Source organism: Eisenbergiella porci (genome assembly GCF_009696275.1).
GTDB classification, from domain to species: domain Bacteria; phylum Bacillota; class Clostridia; order Lachnospirales; family Lachnospiraceae; genus Eisenbergiella; species Eisenbergiella porci.
Map to the genome: position 1 here is coordinate 15,780 of NZ_VUMI01000007.1, position 15,666 is coordinate 31,445.

Consider the following 15,666-nt stretch of genomic DNA (forward strand, 5'->3'; position numbering starts at 1 on the left):
CGGCAGGGCTATTGGTTTACATAACTATGTTTTAGTGAGGACTTTCCTATTAAACAAAAAAGACTGCCGTCAGAAGGATATTGCCCAGCCATTTTATACGGCCCGCCCCTGATTTCAGGAACCGGTCCATTAATTATACAGTGGAAACCTGTCCCTTCAAATTCCATTTCATTACATTACATTACATTAACGGTATACTTTCATGACGTTCCTGTTGGACAAAACCATTCATCGTGGTAAAATAGGCAGACCATAATGTATAAGGAGGCGCCGCATATGTTTCAATCAATCTTACAGGAGACTTTAGCCGAAGAAAACTGGCAGGAGGTTCAAAAGCTGGGAGGCCGGAATATCCCCGCCCTCTTCCCCCTGGGAGTTATCGAGGAGCACGGTCCGCATCTTCCTCTGGGAGCCGATATTTACTGGAGCTGCGGATCCGGAATACCCTTTGGAGTGGTTCGAAGAGGTGGACGCTTCGGAACGCGGCCTCCTGGATATCCATGCCGGCGCTTTTGAGACTGCCGCCATGAATTATTTCTGCCCTGAACTGGTTGATTTGAAGACAGCGGAAAAACTGCCCTCAACATCCATGGACCAGGAAGGGCTGCAGAAGTGGCTGCAGGGCGGCGATGTTACCAGGGAATCGGTGCCTCTCGGTTATGCCGGTAATCCGGCGGGTTATAAAGCAGTCGGCAGTATATTTGAAAAAATACTGGATTTACAAGCTGAGAATATTGCGAAACAGATTATTCAGTAACATAAGGCGCCTAAAAAAACAAAGCGCTCAACAAGCTCCCTCTGAACGCATAAAATTTTAAAAGGCTGCCGCCTTTACGGATTTCTCTCCGTTAAAGCGGCAGCCAGTTTGTTTTAGTTGCATACTACCTTACAAAGTTTCTTATAGAAGGATATCCCATATTTTATAAAAGTATGATATCCCTCAAGCCGCAGTTCAGCATCATACTGCTTTTCTTCTATCTGTCCCAGGGCTGATAAGGCCTTTTCTTCCAACTGAGCATAAGTATCTGATACTTTTATTTCCACAATAATCGCGATACCGTCATATGGCGCAGACAGCAGCAACAGATCGCTTCTGCCACGGCCGCTTTCCCGGTTTGACTTGACAGTATATCCTTCCATCATTTTCAGCAGTCCGCCTAAAAAACCATGATAATAGTCTTCACGGTAATCATAAAAACTGATTGTTTCCATCAGATTTTGGGAAATTTCCTTTTCCATCCGCAGCGTATCTTTTTGCTGAAGCGCCTTATAAAGTCTGGTGAACTCCTTCTGCCTGATTCGTGTATTAAACCAGTCCAGAATTGTATTTTGATAAATATATCTTGCTTCAAGATTGGGGATGCCCAACGTTAAATAGGTTGTCACATCTTCCAGACGCTGTTCCACTTTCTTCAAATATCCCGTAAAAAACAGGAAATTCCACAAATTGTCTGCAGAATTATATATATCCTCATAAGTAACTTCCTCATGCACCGGCTTTTCAATAGTTCCTCCATCAATCAGCGTTTCCATTTCCTGCTTAACTGTATTATCTGCATGTTCTATTAATTCCCGGATAATACTGTTTGATGAAGTATTCGCCCAATATGGTTTTGGTTCCGTATCCTTATCCTGGCACAATGAATCTACATACATAAGAATACTCCATGGATTATAAACCTCAGTCTTTCCGAACATATAGCCATCATACCAGGCTTTTACCTCTTCCTGCCGTCCGGTAATATTATAGCTCTGCAGCATACTGTCTACTTCTTTTTGCGTAAAACCAAACTGCTCCGAATAGCCTATATCCAGAATCGAAACCATCTTTAAATTATTCAGGCCGGTAAAAATACTTTCCTTTGTAATCCTCAGACATCCCGTTACCACTGCAAACTCTAGGTTTGGATTTGTTTTCAGGGCAGACTCAAACAAGGATCTGATAAAGTCCGTCATCTACTTATAAAAACCGTTGAAATAGGCATTTTCCAAAGGAACATCATATTCATCCAGCAGAATAATTGACTTTTTCCCGTATACCTCCATTAAGACACGCGACAAAAACGCGAGGGAATCAAGGTACATCAATTCATCCCCGTTTTCTCTCATAATGGAATAATATCTGTCCCGATCACTTTCTTCCAGCCTGTCCACAACATACAAATGTCTACGAAATTCATTGGCGATCTGACGTTTCAACATCCCGTATCTTCTTCTTTCCCACTTTTGTCAAATACCTTTTCAAAGAAATATTTGAGCATACTAAGGCTAAGAGTTTTTCCGAATCTTCTTGGGCGCATAAATAAAGTAACTTCATTTCGATTGTCTAATAGTTCCTTTATAAGACTCGTCTTATCAACATAAAAGCTGTCATAATCCCGCAGCTTCTTAAAGTCGTCTATACCTATTGGTAATGGTTTGTTCATATCTCTCCTCCCTTTCCTATATCATTATACCCGCTCTTAAACATTTCGGCAATGACAGGTCGCCGTTTACCTGAATCACTTTTTACGGTCAACGCAAAGCGCTGATCGTAAAAACAGATACTAAATAATAACAAATGTCCTCAACAGCGGCTGATTACGTATTCTCCGTAAGACGCCGCGCCGTCTCTGAGCCGGTTCAGCCCATCTTGCAGCAGGGTATGCGGGCAGGCGATGTTCATCTGAAGGAAACCGCGGCCATTGCCGCCGGATTGGTTTCCCGGGGAAACACACAGCCCTGTATTTTTAAGGATAAACCGGGCCATTTCCGCTGCGCCTCCCGCCATCTCCCTGCAGTCCAGCCACAAGAAATAACCGGCATCGGAAGGATACGCCTTTATCTGCGGAATTTCTTTTTTCATAAATCCTATGGCCGCCGCTGCCGCAAAAGTATTAGGGCTTGCGACAGTGTCCGTATTCAGGCCCCGGACCACCTTATGACGGAGCCTTTCATCCGGTACTACAACAGCCGCCGTCTGCAGTCCGGACAGATTGAAGGCCTTTGCCGGCGAAATGCAGGTAATGCTGTTTTTCCAACAGTTTTCATTACGGATGAGGATTTCGCCCTTTGCGTCCGGATCGTCCAGAATGATTTCACCGGCTGTCGGGACACGGATGCTGCCGGAAAGCGGATTTTTAATGCTCACCACAGGGGTGTCAGGATATCTGCCTGTACCTCTGATTTTTCAAAAGCAAGATCCGTGCCCTCCATTTCACAGTCGATTAATTTCAGATTCTTGCAATAGCACAGGGGCTGTGTGCCGATGATTCTGCAGTTAATCAGGGTCAGCCCGTCTGAGTACCAGGCGAGATATTCCCCTTTGATGGTGCTGTTCTTAACGGTCACTAAGGCCGCAGAGCAGTTTATAAAAAATATAGAAGAAATGCAGGCGGCCAGCCCCACAGACCGTGGTTCTGCCGCCTTATAGACATCAATTTAATACCTGTTTTCCGTCCACAAGCACCAGCTGCATTCCCTCCGCTTCCACGCAGGGATCCAGATAAGATGCCCCCGTACCATTCTTCTCTTGTATTAAAGCATTCCGGCACATACATAATTCCTGCGGAAGGCGCCGGGCTCATGCCGCAGTTTCCGGCAGGCACGGAGGTAATTCCCTGCTTCAGCTCCTGACGCCCAAAATCAGGATCCGTAAGCGCCGCCAGGTCACAATGCCTGTGCACATCCACGAATCCCGGCGTCACTGCAAGTCCCTGCGCCAGAATAAGCCGCCCGTTTTTTCCTGTAAAACGATCCTCGCTGTGGTGAAGCACCGCTTCTATTGTGTTTCCATTGATTACAATATCCCCGCAGAACGGCTCTTTCCCCGTTCCATCGTATACCATACCGCCGCTGATATAGGTTCTTTCCATTATTGCTCCTGTCCGCGCAGTAAAGCGCATATTTCATCCCCGGGAAAGGCTGCTAATCCGTTGTGGATATTCTCGTTAATACAGTTTCCCATAAACGGAGGCTGTTTCAATGGAATGAATCCAACTGGCACCAGGGACCATTACAAGATAATACATCTCCACCGGATTCCGGCAAAGATATTCCATTGAATCCCCATAATTTCCGTCCTATAATCAGGATACAATACTTATTTGGGGAGGTTTCACCTATGGAACTGCAATACAATAATTATCAGCTTGCCTGCTCAAACGGCGGGATCGAAGTGCGAAAAGGAGGCAAACTGCTGTACTTTAACAGACGTCCTTTATTTGTTACCGTCAAGACAATGTTTGCCGTAAGTGAATTCTATGACGCGCCATATGAAAAAACAGAATTTACCGACGGACGGCTGACTGCCCGGGGGACACTCCGTGTTCCATCCGGTTCTGCTTTCACCTTTACGGATATCTATGAAACAGATGCCGCCGGCTTTAAAGTGAGCCGCTGTGTCAGGGTCCTTGAGGCCGGGGATGACCTGGGCTTTTCCAGCAAATTCTCCCTCGTTCTGGCTGAATCTGATAATCCCCGGGATTATCAATGCTTTGCACCGGGGTTCTGGTACCGGCAGAACGAATTTGCTCCCTCAGAAATGATGGGAAAGGATTTGGACTGCGAATATTTCTGGATGCTGGAAACGAGATGCGCCCTTCCTTTGTTTTCCATGCACCATACCGGTTCAGGGGAAATGGTATCCCTGTCACGTCATGCTGCTGATGTGGGCATGCGTTCCCTGGACATTGAGCAGTCAGAGAACAATGTGGATCCCAGGTTTTCAATAGGATCCTTAGGTATGAGCAGGCCTGACAGCCGTACCCTCAATTATATGTACTATGGTTTTGCCGTGCGCAAGGATAATCCCACGCCCATCGATGGTCTGTCCATTGACTACGTATATCCGGGCTGTGACGGACAGACTCCCCTGAAAAAAAATTATGGCGGACTGGATTATCATAATAAGGCCATGAGCTTCCGCAGAATTAACCATCCTGTGGAGCCGGGTTTTGAACAGAATTATTCTGTTTCCATTAATTTCGGTCGGCATGAAAGCTTCCAGGAAATGATGCGGGATATCTGGAGAATTACTTACAGCCGTTTAAGGGACGGGCTTTTCTGTGTGGATAATGAACGGCATTTCCGCAACTGCATGAATATTTTTATCAAGTATACCCGTAAATATGGGGATTCTTACGGCCTTCCTTTTGCCTGCCAGCTGCCTGATATGGATATTTCCTCAGTATCCTTCCAGTTTGGCTTCGTGGGACAGCAGCCGGGGATCGGCAATCTGCTTCTGCGGTATGGAGATCGCGAAAATATGCCTGAAGCCAGGGAAAAAGGAATCGGCATCCTTGAATTCTGGGTGAAAAATTCCATGACGCAGTCCGGGCTGCCGCAGATGTGTTACAATCCCAGCCTCCAGGGCTTCGAGCCTTATCCTCACTATGTCCGTATGCTCGCTGACGGTATGGAAGCCATTCTGGACGCTTATGTTTACCTGCATAAACGGAAAGAAGAAAAACAGAACTGGCTGGAATTCTGTATAAAAACCGGCGACTGGCTTGTGCGCGTCCAGAATGAGGACGGCAGCTTTTACCGTGCATACAACACGGACGGTTCCATACGTATGGATTCCAAATCAAATACTCCCAGCGTCATCCGTTTTCTTGTACAGCTGTATCTGGTGACCGGAAATGAAACGTATAAATGCGCTGCGCTGAAGGCCGGAGACTGGTCCTTTACAAATGCCTATCTGAATATGGAATATCGCGGCGGGACCTGTGACAATACGGATATCCAGGACAAGGAAGCAGGCATTTATGCACTGTTTGGTTTCCTGGCCCTCTACGATCTGACGCAGGATCCTCATTGGCTGGAAGGCGCAACCGGCGCAGCGGATTATACCGAAACCTGGACCTATACCTGGTCCTTCCCGGTACATACGCCCTGGCCGAAACATCCCTTTAACCAGTATTCCATCAGCGGCCAGAGCATTATCACAATAGGCGGCGGCGCTGATGTATATATGGCGGCCTGTTCCTATACTTATTACAGGCTGTATCTTCTCACCGGAGATGCCCATTACCTGGATTTTGCACAGTTTATCCATAAAAATACCCGGCAGTCTAATGACATAGACGGCACTTCCGGGTATATTATGCCCGGCCTTGGCCATGAAAGCGGCAATTTTTCCAGCCAGAAGCTGGGAAGCCAATATCACTGGCTGCCTTGGTGTACCTTTGTGGAGGCTGAGCCTTCAGAAAAGCTCTTTGAAACCTTTGGTGTATATGAGATCGAAGACGCCCAGAAGCTTAGCAGGGAGGAACTGGAGAAACGAAACAGGATATATGACAGCTACTTTTGATTTTTACCGACAAGGAATATATACTTGATGATACGCAAAAAACGCAGGTTCTTTCCTGCGTTTTTTGCTGCCTTTAAAAATGCACTTATTATTTCTACTTCTCTCCTGCCGGCAGCAGACTGACGGTCTGCGCAATCTCCTCTGCCTGTTCCCGTTCTATTTTACCCGGCATAAAAGCAATGCCGATATATACCTTTAATTCTGTATCATACGACAAGATACCAACCGTATTCAGCTGCGGTACTTCTGCATTTGCCCCGGGATGGTTATCCAGTTCCTCCGGATCCAGATACCAAATCGCTACCCCTGTTTCTCCCGTATCCGTAGTATTAACCGCGGTATAGGGATCCCAGAAGAAAAGAGACGACAGCCTTAAGGAAGGATAAACGGTCTGATAATACTGCTCTTTTGGAATTTCACCCATGTAAGGTTCAAATTTATTAAATCCTATATACCCAATCAGCGCATCCTCTTCATAAATATAAAGCGGCGTATAAAAGTCGCCGGGAATGACTGCCCCGACATCCGGTCTCTCACTTTTTAAAGTCCAGGTTCCGGGAAAACTTACACTCACCTGAAATTCATCCGTATTATTAATCTCATCCACATATTGCAAGCCGGCCGGATTTTCTTCTTCATATGCGGGAAATGTAATAAACTCCGGGCCTGCCCCTGCCTTCTCTTTTGTACAGGCTGTCATGATACAAAACATAAGCAGGAAAATTATTGATAAAATCTTCTTCATCGCTTGCCTCCCACTGCTATATTTATATAGCTGACGGGCATAAAATCTGTTTTAAATACTCCACGCTCTTTTCCGCAACCGCCTCATAGTCATATTGATACACATCAAGCGATGCCGTTCCGTCAAATCCCACAGAAATAAGCTTCTGCAGATACGCCGTCAAATCCATATCCCCTTCATACGGAACCAGATGGTCCTCATAGGATGCAGCCGGTATCATTTGTGTCCTTCCCAATAAGTACATTTTCTTTCCCCCTCCTTTTTCAATAGCTGCCGCTCTCTTCCCACTCCATCATCAGCGTCTCCAGCTGTTCATCCGCCGCCGCGCACAGCGCCTCCAACTCCATCAGTTTTTCATAGTCTGACTGTATGGAAGGCTCCTTCAGCTGCGCCTGGTATGCCGCAAGTTCCTCTTCCTTCTGCGCAATGAGCATTTCCAGACGCTCCAGGCGGCGTTTTCTCTTCGCTTCTTCTTTTCCCGGATTATACCCCTTCCGGTCGGCGGCGTTTTTAAGCGGCTCCGGGGCAGCTGTTGCCGGGGCGTCCCCTGCTTTCTCCGGGCTGCTGTTCTTTGCCGATACACCAATATTTTTTCCAACAGGCTGAAGTTTTCCCGGCTTTCCATCCGCCTGCTTATCCTGCCGTTCTTTTTCGTCCGCCTGCATCTTTTCCCAATACTGCTCATATCCATAAGGATAGAAATTTACGGTCCCGTTCTCAAATACCAGCAGGGAATCCGCGATTTCCTTTACGAAATATCTGTCGTGGGATACAAAAAGCACGCTGCCGGGATACGCCTTCAGCATAGCTTCAAGCGACTCCTTTCCCACAATGTCCATGTGGTTGGTGGGTTCGTCGAGAATCAAATAATTGGGCAGCCTCCTGAAAATTTTTGCCAGTGCAAGCCGCACCTTTTCCCCGCCTGACAGCATATCTATTTTCTTAAACACTTCCTCCTGCCCGAAGAGGAATGCCCCCAGCCAGGAGCGGACCTCCAGCCGCTTCAGATCCGGGAACTCCTCCCAGAAATCCTCCAGCACGGTTTTATCACTGGTGTACTGAGCCATCTGCTGCTCAAAATACCCGATATCCACCCGGTCGCCGAAGGCGAAGCTGCCGCCAAGCGGTTCCAGCTGGCCTGTAAGCGTGCGCAGCAGCGTGGATTTCCCGGAGCCGTTATCTCCGATAATCCCGATTTTCTGTCCTTTTTTCTGTTCAAAGATCACTTCCGCCAGAGGTCTGTCATAGCCAATCCGAAGCTGCGCAGCACGCAGTACGACCGTGACGCTCTCCCTCGCCGGCTGGAAATCCGCATGGAAGCTTTTCAGATCATATCTGGCAGGCGCGTCGATTTTTACCATATGCTCAATCTGCTTGAGCTTGGAACGGGTCATCGCCACTTTTGTGGGTTTGTTTTTAAACCGCTCCACCAGCGTCTGCAGCCGTTCGATTTCCTTCTGCTGCAGCTCGTAATCCTTTTGCTGCTTTTCCCAGTTCAGCCTTTTTCGTTCCACAAAGGCGGAATAATTGCCGGGATATCTCACCGCTGTTTTATATTCGATTTCGTATACCACATCCACCACCCGGTCCAGAAACATCCTGTCATGGGATGCGATGACCACCGCCCGGTCATAATCCTTCAGATACTCTTCCAGCCAGCTGATGGTCGCCATATCCAGGTGGTTGGTCGGCTCGTCCAGAAGCAGGATGTCCGGCTTGCTTAACAGCATCCTGGCGAAAGCGATTTTGGTCTGCTGGCCTCCTGAAAATTCAGACAGCTTTTTCTGCTTGTCCTCCGGTGAAAAACCAAGCTTCTTTATCACTATTTCATATTCCTTTTCGAAGCTGTAGCCGCCCAAGTAAGCAAACCGCTCCTCCAGCCTGACATATCGGGAAACAGCAGCCTCCTCGTTCTCCTTTTCCATAAGAACCACCAGGCGCTCCATCTCCGCCTTCATCGCAAGCAGCTCTGAAAAAGCCTTCCGCACCTCCTGTTCCATGGTCAGGCTGTCGTCCTCAAACGCATTCTGCTTTAAATAGCCAATCACAGGCTTTCCCGCCCTGGCAATGTAAATATCCTCGTCACTGTCCCTCTTGGACAGCTCCACTTCCCCTGCGATAAGCTTCAGCAACGTGGTTTTTCCGCACCCGTTCCGGCCCACCACCGCAATCTTTTCCTTATTTCTTATTTCAAAATTAATATGCTCAAGCACCGTTTCCGCTGCAAATCTTACCGCTCCGTTGCAAATCTGATATAACATGATGGTTATCCTCTCTTTTTTCCGAAAATGAAACAAAAATGGCACTGTCTGCTTCCAAACAGTGCCAGCGCCAAAACAATAAACACAATAAAATGCGGCCGTTATTCCAGCTTCCGAAGCCCGCTGCGTCCTCCGCATACCGCTTTCTTCCATGTGCTATCCTGCTGCCTGTTCGTAAATACAACAAAAATAAAATCCGTACCGCCATGCGGCATCCTTCCGCATCCGACGAATTTCCTCAACAAAAAGCCGCCTGGCTGTATCAGTGAAATAAACCGTCAGGCGATTCCTTGTCTGTCTTCAGTTGTAGTCTACTACCAGCAGCGCTTCATTGGTCTCCTCCGGACAATCATCTTTTTTATCAGCGTTAAACTTCTCGCCGTATTTATTTTTACTATAGCAGGTACAGCGAGAAGCGTCAATGTAAAAATTTTTAAATATCACCTATAAAAATTTCTGATAACTGACTATAAAATTTTCTAAATATAAGCTACCCTGCGAAATCAGTCCGGAACCGTTTTCCCGACATTTTTTACTGTCCGCCCTCCATGATATCCCCGGCCGCCATGGAAAATACATTTCTGAAATATTCTTCCTCCCCCATATCAGAACTATAATACTCATCCACGTAATCCAAAACGATATTGGCTGCCTCTTCGTCAACCACCCCAGCCGCATCACTTCCCGAAACATACCAGGTCATATAATAATCCCCATATTCCTGAAATACCAGCAGAAAATGGTTCTCATCAGTAAAAAGCTTATCATAAAGTGAATTGGCAAACGTATCCATCTGTTTATCCGAAGGCTCCGTACTGCCGTAGACGTTGTCCGTCAGATAAAGATACGGTTTTACGCTTGTCTTTTTAAAGAATGTCTCCATACCGGCATTCAGGGTCGCCGACTGCTTTATCCACCCCAGCCTGTCCGTAAAATATTCCCCTACAACAGGCTCAATTGCCCCGGAGGACTGCCCGCTGTAATTCGTTTTCGGCTGGCTGGAAGAATTGGTCTGCTCTTTCCCGCTTTGCTGTACCGTCTGCGGGGCGACGTATCCGTAAAAACTGTCATTCCGTCTGCCCAATGAGAAAATTGATGAGAAAAACGAAACGGCGCCAATTATCACAAAAATAAAAGCTACCACCAGCGCAAGGCACAAGCCGAGACAGCTGCCTGAACGGTACCTGAGAATCATTCTCCGGTTCATTTCCGGTTCTTCCTAAGCTTGCCCTTTCTTTTTTATCATTTATCTGCCGCAGTCTCCCCCAACCACCGAAGCACCTCCCCAAACTCCGCTGTCGGCTGCCTGCATTCGCTGCCAACACATAAATAAAACTGTGCCCCCGTCTCCGGCATCGGGTAATCCCTGGTGTAAGGCACCAATTTACAAAGTTCCTGCCCGTTCTCTTCCGTTTTCACAAGGACAGCAAGCCCCGGGACTGTCTCCTCCAGATATCCAAGCTGTGCCAGCAGCTTCCGGCGCTCTTCCCCGGCTACGGCGGAGGAAAGCGTACATATCAGTTCCTTTGTGGGATACAGCACATCCATTATAGTAAGCAGTGCGTAGCTGTGCCCTGACGGATATCCGGCCATGGATCCTGCCAGAAAATACAGCTGTTTTTCCAGCGCCTGCTGCATTTCATCATCACCTGTAAGCTGTGTCAGCTGCTGCAGGACCCGGGCCGCCACGGAATTGCCTGATGGCATCGCACCGTCATAGGTTTCCTTTGTCCTCACAATCAGCTGTTCTCCGTCTTTCGCATACAAATAGCAGCCGCCGTTTTCCTGGTCAAAAAACTGTTCCAGCATCAACTCAGCCCAGGCAGCCGCCCGCTTCAGATAATCGGCCTGAAAGGTTACCCGGTAAAGAGCCAGCAGTGCCAGGCTGTAGCAGGCATAATCCTCCAGCTTCCCTTCTCCCGCAGCATCCCCGTCCCGGTAACGTACCAACAGGCGGCCATCCTTCACAAGCCGTTCCCGGATAAAAGCCTCCGCCCGCACGGCCATATCCACATACCCTGTCTCGCCAAGCACAGCGCCGGCCTTCGCAAATGCGCAAATCATCAAACCGTTCCAGGAAACAAGAATCTTATCATCCTTGTGAAGCCGCGTCCGCCGCAACCGGTATTCATACAGCTTTGCAAAGTCCTGGATTTCCTGACAGGCTTCTTTACAAGCTTCCTTGCATGTTTTCACACAGATTTCTTCATACCCCTCATTCTCCAGCAGATTCGGAATGCTTTTTCCTTCAAAATTGCCACCTGGAAAAATTCCATACCGGGCGCAGAATTTCTCTCCCGCCTCATCTCCCAGAACCGCCTTAATTTCCTCCGGCGTAAACACATAATACTTTCCCTCCACGCCATCGCTGTCCGCGTCCTGCCCGCAGAAGAAACCGCCGTTTTCATCCGTCAGCTCCCTTTCCACATATTGTAAAATACTGCGGGCCACACATTCATACAGCTTCCGTCCGGTTTGCCCATACGCTTCCAGATAAGCCATCGCAAGCAGCGCATTGTCATACAGCATTTTCTCAAAATGCGGGACCAGCCAGCGCTCATCCGTGGAATATCTGGAAAAACCGCCGCCGATATGGTCGAAGATCCCGCCCCGGTACATCTGCGCAAGCGTTGTCTCCGCCATAGCCAATGCTTCCCTGTTTTCCGTTCTTTTTCCATACTCCATCAGGAATATGAGGTTGTGGGGCGTGGGAAATTTCGGTGCGCCGCCGAACCCTCCGTTTTCCGGGTCAAAGCTGTCCGCGAACTGGCGGAAGGCCTGCTGAACCGTATCCATCCCCGGCGCAGCCCGATTTCCTGTCTGTGCCTGTTCTTTTATATACGCCGCTATCTGCTCCGCGCTTTCCAGAAGCCTTTCTTTCTGGGTCCTCCACTGCCCGGCTGCCGCGTTCAGCAGTTCTTCCAGTCCAGGACTTCCGTAACGCGCGTGGGGCGGAAAATATGTGCCTGAAAAGAAGGGCTTGCCGTCCGGCGCCATAAGTATGGTCAGCGGCCAGCCTCCCTGGCCGTTCATGGCCTGGCAGACCGACATATAGACTGCATCCACGTCCGGGCGTTCCTCCCTGTCCACCTTCACACAGATATACTCTCTGTTTAAAAGCTCCGCAATTTCCTCATTTTCAAACGATTCCTGCTCCATCACATGGCACCAATGACAGGTACTGTATCCAATAGACAGGAAAACAGGCTTGTTTTCCTGCCTGGCTTTTTCAAATGCTTCCTCTCCCCACGGGAACCACTGCACCGGATTATATGCATGCTGCAGCAGATAAGGAGATTTTTCATGGATTAGCCTGTTGGGAATATTTTTCGGATTGTCCATATGGCCACCCCTTTCTTAAAAAAGGATATATTTGCAGCCGCCAATATATCCTTAAAGATAATTTGAAATTTATTTTTTCTTTAATATCGTAACCCTGTCTTTACCAAATTATACTGTCAATACCGTGTCCGGTCCTGTAAGCTGCAACCCTCTTTATGTATTATTCCAGGACACCGCTTGTATTTAAGTTCTGAACAGGAGTTTTCCGATGGTGTGTTGACCATAATATTTTTATTCCGCTGCAAAGGGGTAACAGCAGTTCAGCCCGGCAGACCGGGAACCAGTCTGCCAAGTATTTCCATAACTCCGCCCGGTCCTTGGCAAAGATCTTTTCCAGCTCATAGGACAATAAAAATGGATCGTAGTCGCAGAAAACGTTTGGTATGTATTGATACAGCTTTTCCGCAATCTTCTCCACATGTTCAATATCCACTCCGGTCAGGGCGTACATTTTATTTTCCGTAAATATCAGCAGCCGTACATAAAAAGGGCCGCCCTTTTGCCCAACCTGTGCGCAAATCCAGTAAATTAAAACGCGGGATTACCGTTATCTTATTTCGGTCACTGCCTAGCAACAGATAAGACGGCGTCAGCGTGACTTTTTCTCCATGGGGCGCCTTTCCTTCGGCAAATTCATCAATATACTCCTCCTGAACGCTAGCCCTCCACTTCCTGGTTCATAATCGGCAGGCTTTCTCCAAAGCGGAAATTTTCTTATTGTTTTTTATCTCTTCGTAAGGGACGCGTCTGCTATATCCTGTAAGGTAGTACGTTCATATCCCTTTTCAATAAACAGCTTCATGGCCATTTCCAATATGCGGTAAGTTGAATTTACCGTCAATTTTTACTTTGCAGCCTGACGGGTACATTTTTCTGCCCGCCTGCAATAGCACCTTCCTAAAGACGAAAAGAGGATATATTTAAAAAAATATACCCTCCTGAAACTTTTCCTGTTTTATTTTTCCTGATTGCTTCTTTCTTTATCAGCCTCCTGCCGTTGCCCCGGTCCACAGGTGCCTCCTGCCGCCTTTGCTTTTACGTGTTTCCGCAAAGCACTTATCACAGATACGGAAGGATGCGCTGAGAGGAAGCAGGCTGCCGCAGTACTGGCATTTCTGGATATACTCCTTTTTGTTTTTCGCCAGATAGCGCATGATCGTTTCTTCGGTTTTTTCCCGTTCCCTGTCCAGCCTTTCCAGATCAATGTTCTTGCCCAGGCGGACGGAGAACTGATAGTACAGATCCAGCATTTTATAAAAGGTTTCATACCGGGCAAGGCCTGAGTCGCTGCACATGATCAGGGCCGGAAAATGCAGGCACGCATCCGCCGTATAGGTTTTGCAGTAATACAGCCACAGCGTTACAATATCCCGGTTTTTGATATCAATGGAGCAAGTAAGCATGCGGTAAAGCATATGCTTATCCTCAAAGCCGTCGATTTCCTTCCGGTCCCTGTATGCCTTTTCATATAAAAACAGCATATCCTCGATACTGATTTTTTCAAAGGGCGGCTCCGTCGCAACGGATTTCCAGATTTTCAAAATCGCATCCAGCGGCTCGTCCATATCAAGCAGGACCTGGGGAAAGCCCAGGCTTACACAGGACACATCCGGTTCCTTTTCATCGAAATGCTCCTTAATATAATCAAGGCCTTCCTGGCCCACCGCGTTCACATAGCCGGTATCATAAATGCCGTATCTTCCCGCCCTGCCGCCGATCTGCTTGATCTCTGCAGCCAGCAGGGGACGCGTATTCTTCCCGTCGAATTTGCTGGTATGGACGAAAACAATCCTTTTTACCGGAAGGTTCAGCCCCATACCGATAGCGTCCGTGGCGACCACCACCCTGGTTTCGTGGCCGGAAAACATACGTATCTGCCGCCGCCTGATTTCCGGGGGGAGGCTGCCGTAGATGACGCTTGCCCGGACGCCCATTCTTTCCAGGCGGCCGGCGATGTCCAGCACCGCCCTTTTTGTAAAAACAATCAGCGCGTCGCCCTCCTGCACATCTTCCGGAAACCGGAAGGCCCCGTCCTCACATACCAGCTTTGTCTTGCGCTCATACCTGCGGGTTTCACAGGTGTCGCCGCACAGGCTGATCAGATGGATAACCGCCTTTTCCGCCGCCGGGCTCATGCAGACATGCACCTCCGGCGCCTGGACGCCCAGGATTGCCCTCGTCCAGGAATGCCCCCTGTCCGGAACGGCAATCATCTGCGCCTCATCAATGACGGCCACATCGTATTTCTGATCTATATCAAGCATTTCTACCGTGGAGGAAATAATCCTGCTGTTTTCCTCATAGATACGTTCCTCCCCGGTCAGCATGGTGCATGGGATCCGGTACTCCTTCATCTTTTCATAGACCTCCAGCGCAAGAAGGCGCAGCGGCCCCAGGTAGACACCGTTCTGCGCTTCCCTGAGACGCTCCAGCGCCTGATAGGTTTTACCGCAGTTGGTCGGGCCGATATGGAGGATGAATTTCCGTTTCATTTCCAGGGCCTGGGGAAATTCCATCTCCGGCCTGGTGGGAACCATATCTATGATCTGGTTTTTAATTCCTGATTCCGCGTAACTTTTCGACAGGCTTTTTATGCTTCTCTTGCAGATCTCAAAGGGCTTCTCTTCCCGCAGGAACTCCAGGAACTTCACTGTAATCAGCTCCTGCTCCTCCGGCCGCATGTCAGAGAGATCAAGTCGCACCAGCTCCTTCATCAGAAGATCCCGGATCTCCATGATCGCAAACTGGTTGTTCTGCCGGAACGCATAATAGGACAGATTCCGGATCTGCCTGTGGTATTCCTCCAAATGCGGCTGGCTGAGCTTTGTGGTCTTCACATTCCGCATTTCATGCAGCAGCCGCGTGATTCTCTCCTCGTAATTCTTTTTCCCATCGTTGTTTTTCTTCTTCAGCCTGGCAGCGCATTCCTTGTACTGCAAATAGTAAAACTGCACCAGCTTTTCATTCTGTACCATAAAAACCTTCCTCTTATCCAAAAACTCCGTTCAGCTGACATTTCGCCATTG

The 15,666-nt window shown here is 48.3% G+C and carries 19 protein-coding genes; 3 read left to right on the forward strand and 16 right to left on the reverse strand.

The window, feature by feature from the left end; all coding sequences use genetic code 11:
• Positions 1-276 precede the first annotated feature (276 nt).
• Both FYJ45_RS33075 and FYJ45_RS30405 read left to right on the forward strand, forming a co-directional pair.
• Positions 277-516 (forward strand): creatininase family protein, encoded by a 240-nt coding sequence (locus FYJ45_RS33075; protein ID WP_235930617.1) that lies wholly within the window; start codon positions 277-279, stop codon positions 514-516.
• Positions 449-757: a creatininase family protein gene (locus tag FYJ45_RS30405; protein WP_235930618.1), complete on the forward strand. Its 309-nt coding sequence runs from the start codon at positions 449-451 to the stop codon at positions 755-757. The genes FYJ45_RS33075 and FYJ45_RS30405 overlap by 68 nt, the downstream gene beginning before the upstream one ends.
• A gap of 113 nt (positions 758-870) precedes the next feature.
• Here the strand turns inward: FYJ45_RS30405 and FYJ45_RS05860 are convergent, their stop codons facing one another.
• The 6 genes from FYJ45_RS05860 to FYJ45_RS05870 form a co-directional block, all read right to left on the reverse strand.
• The gene (locus tag FYJ45_RS05860; RefSeq protein WP_442873428.1) at positions 871-1,890 is read right to left on the reverse strand and encodes a PD-(D/E)XK nuclease domain-containing protein; all 1,020 of its coding nucleotides are present in this window, start codon (positions 1,888-1,890) and stop codon (positions 871-873) included.
• A gap of 66 nt (positions 1,891-1,956) precedes the next feature.
• Positions 1,957-2,202, reverse strand: coding sequence for a hypothetical protein (locus FYJ45_RS32105; protein WP_330588554.1), 246 nt, complete (start codon positions 2,200-2,202; stop codon positions 1,957-1,959).
• Entirely contained in the window at positions 2,196-2,426 is a 231-nt protein-coding gene (locus FYJ45_RS32110; RefSeq protein ID WP_330588555.1) for an AAA family ATPase, read from the reverse strand. The genes FYJ45_RS32105 and FYJ45_RS32110 overlap by 7 nt, the downstream gene beginning before the upstream one ends.
• A gap of 140 nt (positions 2,427-2,566) precedes the next feature.
• Entirely contained in the window at positions 2,567-3,130 is a 564-nt protein-coding gene (locus FYJ45_RS32115; RefSeq protein WP_330588557.1) for a beta C-S lyase family protein, read from the reverse strand.
• On the reverse strand, positions 3,127-3,330 hold the full coding sequence (locus FYJ45_RS30410) for a DUF3737 family protein (RefSeq protein ID WP_330588559.1): 204 nt from the start codon (positions 3,328-3,330) through the stop codon (positions 3,127-3,129). Before FYJ45_RS30410 ends, FYJ45_RS32115 begins: the two co-directional genes overlap by 4 nt.
• 17 nt (positions 3,331-3,347) lie before the next feature.
• Complete coding sequence (locus FYJ45_RS05870) at positions 3,348-3,854, reverse strand: hypothetical protein (protein ID WP_154463858.1); 507 nt, start codon at positions 3,852-3,854, stop codon at positions 3,348-3,350.
• A gap of 248 nt (positions 3,855-4,102) precedes the next feature.
• Here FYJ45_RS05870 and FYJ45_RS05875 point away from each other — a divergent pair, with 248 nt between their 5' ends.
• Complete coding sequence (locus tag FYJ45_RS05875; RefSeq protein ID WP_154463859.1) at positions 4,103-6,292, forward strand: hypothetical protein; 2,190 nt, start codon at positions 4,103-4,105, stop codon at positions 6,290-6,292.
• Positions 6,293-6,386: 94 nt separating this feature from the next.
• Here the strand turns inward: FYJ45_RS05875 and FYJ45_RS05880 are convergent, their stop codons facing one another.
• The 10 genes from FYJ45_RS05880 to FYJ45_RS05925 all read right to left on the reverse strand — a co-directional run bounded on the left by FYJ45_RS05880 (position 6,387) and on the right by FYJ45_RS05925 (position 15,615).
• Positions 6,387-7,037, reverse strand: coding sequence for a hypothetical protein (locus FYJ45_RS05880; RefSeq protein ID WP_154463860.1), 651 nt, complete (start codon positions 7,035-7,037; stop codon positions 6,387-6,389).
• 22 nt (positions 7,038-7,059) lie between these two features.
• Positions 7,060-7,281, reverse strand: a complete 222-nt coding sequence (locus FYJ45_RS05885) for a hypothetical protein (RefSeq protein WP_154463861.1) — start codon at positions 7,279-7,281, stop codon at positions 7,060-7,062.
• Positions 7,282-7,300: 19 nt separating this feature from the next.
• Positions 7,301-9,298 (reverse strand): ABC-F family ATP-binding cassette domain-containing protein, encoded by a 1,998-nt coding sequence (locus FYJ45_RS05890; RefSeq protein WP_154463862.1) that lies wholly within the window; start codon positions 9,296-9,298, stop codon positions 7,301-7,303.
• Between the two features lie 101 nt (positions 9,299-9,399).
• Positions 9,400-9,540: an SH3 domain-containing protein gene (locus FYJ45_RS05895; RefSeq protein WP_154463863.1), complete on the reverse strand. Its 141-nt coding sequence runs from the start codon at positions 9,538-9,540 to the stop codon at positions 9,400-9,402.
• Positions 9,541-9,598: 58 nt separating this feature from the next.
• Positions 9,599-9,742, reverse strand: a complete 144-nt coding sequence (locus FYJ45_RS05900) for a hypothetical protein (protein ID WP_154463864.1) — start codon at positions 9,740-9,742, stop codon at positions 9,599-9,601.
• 88 nt (positions 9,743-9,830) lie between these two features.
• The gene (locus FYJ45_RS05905; protein ID WP_154463865.1) at positions 9,831-10,505 is read right to left on the reverse strand and encodes a hypothetical protein; all 675 of its coding nucleotides are present in this window, start codon (positions 10,503-10,505) and stop codon (positions 9,831-9,833) included.
• 35 nt (positions 10,506-10,540) lie between these two features.
• Complete coding sequence (locus FYJ45_RS05910; protein ID WP_154463866.1) at positions 10,541-12,640, reverse strand: thioredoxin domain-containing protein; 2,100 nt, start codon at positions 12,638-12,640, stop codon at positions 10,541-10,543.
• 160 nt (positions 12,641-12,800) lie between these two features.
• Positions 12,801-13,091, reverse strand: a complete 291-nt coding sequence (locus FYJ45_RS29460; RefSeq protein ID WP_195841684.1) for a hypothetical protein — start codon at positions 13,089-13,091, stop codon at positions 12,801-12,803.
• Positions 13,092-13,364: 273 nt separating this feature from the next.
• Positions 13,365-13,448 carry a TetR family transcriptional regulator gene (locus FYJ45_RS33080; protein ID WP_154463967.1) on the reverse strand — a complete coding sequence of 28 codons (84 nt, stop codon included), beginning with the start codon at positions 13,446-13,448 and terminating at the stop codon, positions 13,365-13,367.
• Between the two features lie 175 nt (positions 13,449-13,623).
• Positions 13,624-15,615 (reverse strand): helicase-related protein, encoded by a 1,992-nt coding sequence (locus FYJ45_RS05925; protein ID WP_154463867.1) that lies wholly within the window; start codon positions 15,613-15,615, stop codon positions 13,624-13,626.
• Positions 15,616-15,666: the final 51 nt, after the last annotated feature.

Excerpts from the sequence above, each read along its gene's own strand:
- FYJ45_RS05890 (WP_154463862.1), bottom strand. The coding sequence starts at position 9,298 with ATGTTATATCAGATTTGCAACGGAGCGGTAAGATTTGCAGCGGAAACG.
- FYJ45_RS32105 (WP_330588554.1), bottom strand. The coding sequence starts at position 2,202 with ATGTTGAAACGTCAGATCGCCAATGAATTTCGTAGACATTTGTATGTT.
- FYJ45_RS29460 (WP_195841684.1), bottom strand. The coding sequence starts at position 13,091 with ATGTACGCCCTGACCGGAGTGGATATTGAACATGTGGAGAAGATTGCG.
- FYJ45_RS05870 (WP_154463858.1), bottom strand. The coding sequence starts at position 3,854 with ATGGAAAGAACCTATATCAGCGGCGGTATGGTATACGATGGAACGGGG.
- FYJ45_RS05875 (WP_154463859.1), top strand. The coding sequence starts at position 4,103 with ATGGAACTGCAATACAATAATTATCAGCTTGCCTGCTCAAACGGCGGG.
- FYJ45_RS05905 (WP_154463865.1), bottom strand. The coding sequence starts at position 10,505 with ATGAACCGGAGAATGATTCTCAGGTACCGTTCAGGCAGCTGTCTCGGC.
- FYJ45_RS32110 (WP_330588555.1), bottom strand. The coding sequence starts at position 2,426 with ATGAACAAACCATTACCAATAGGTATAGACGACTTTAAGAAGCTGCGG.
- FYJ45_RS05910 (WP_154463866.1), bottom strand. The coding sequence starts at position 12,640 with ATGGACAATCCGAAAAATATTCCCAACAGGCTAATCCATGAAAAATCT.
- FYJ45_RS05880 (WP_154463860.1), bottom strand. The coding sequence starts at position 7,037 with ATGAAGAAGATTTTATCAATAATTTTCCTGCTTATGTTTTGTATCATG.
- FYJ45_RS05925 (WP_154463867.1), bottom strand. The coding sequence starts at position 15,615 with ATGGTACAGAATGAAAAGCTGGTGCAGTTTTACTATTTGCAGTACAAG.
- FYJ45_RS33075 (WP_235930617.1), top strand. The coding sequence starts at position 277 with ATGTTTCAATCAATCTTACAGGAGACTTTAGCCGAAGAAAACTGGCAG.
- FYJ45_RS05885 (WP_154463861.1), bottom strand. The coding sequence starts at position 7,281 with ATGTACTTATTGGGAAGGACACAAATGATACCGGCTGCATCCTATGAG.
- FYJ45_RS33080 (WP_154463967.1), bottom strand. The coding sequence starts at position 13,448 with ATGGCCATGAAGCTGTTTATTGAAAAGGGATATGAACGTACTACCTTA.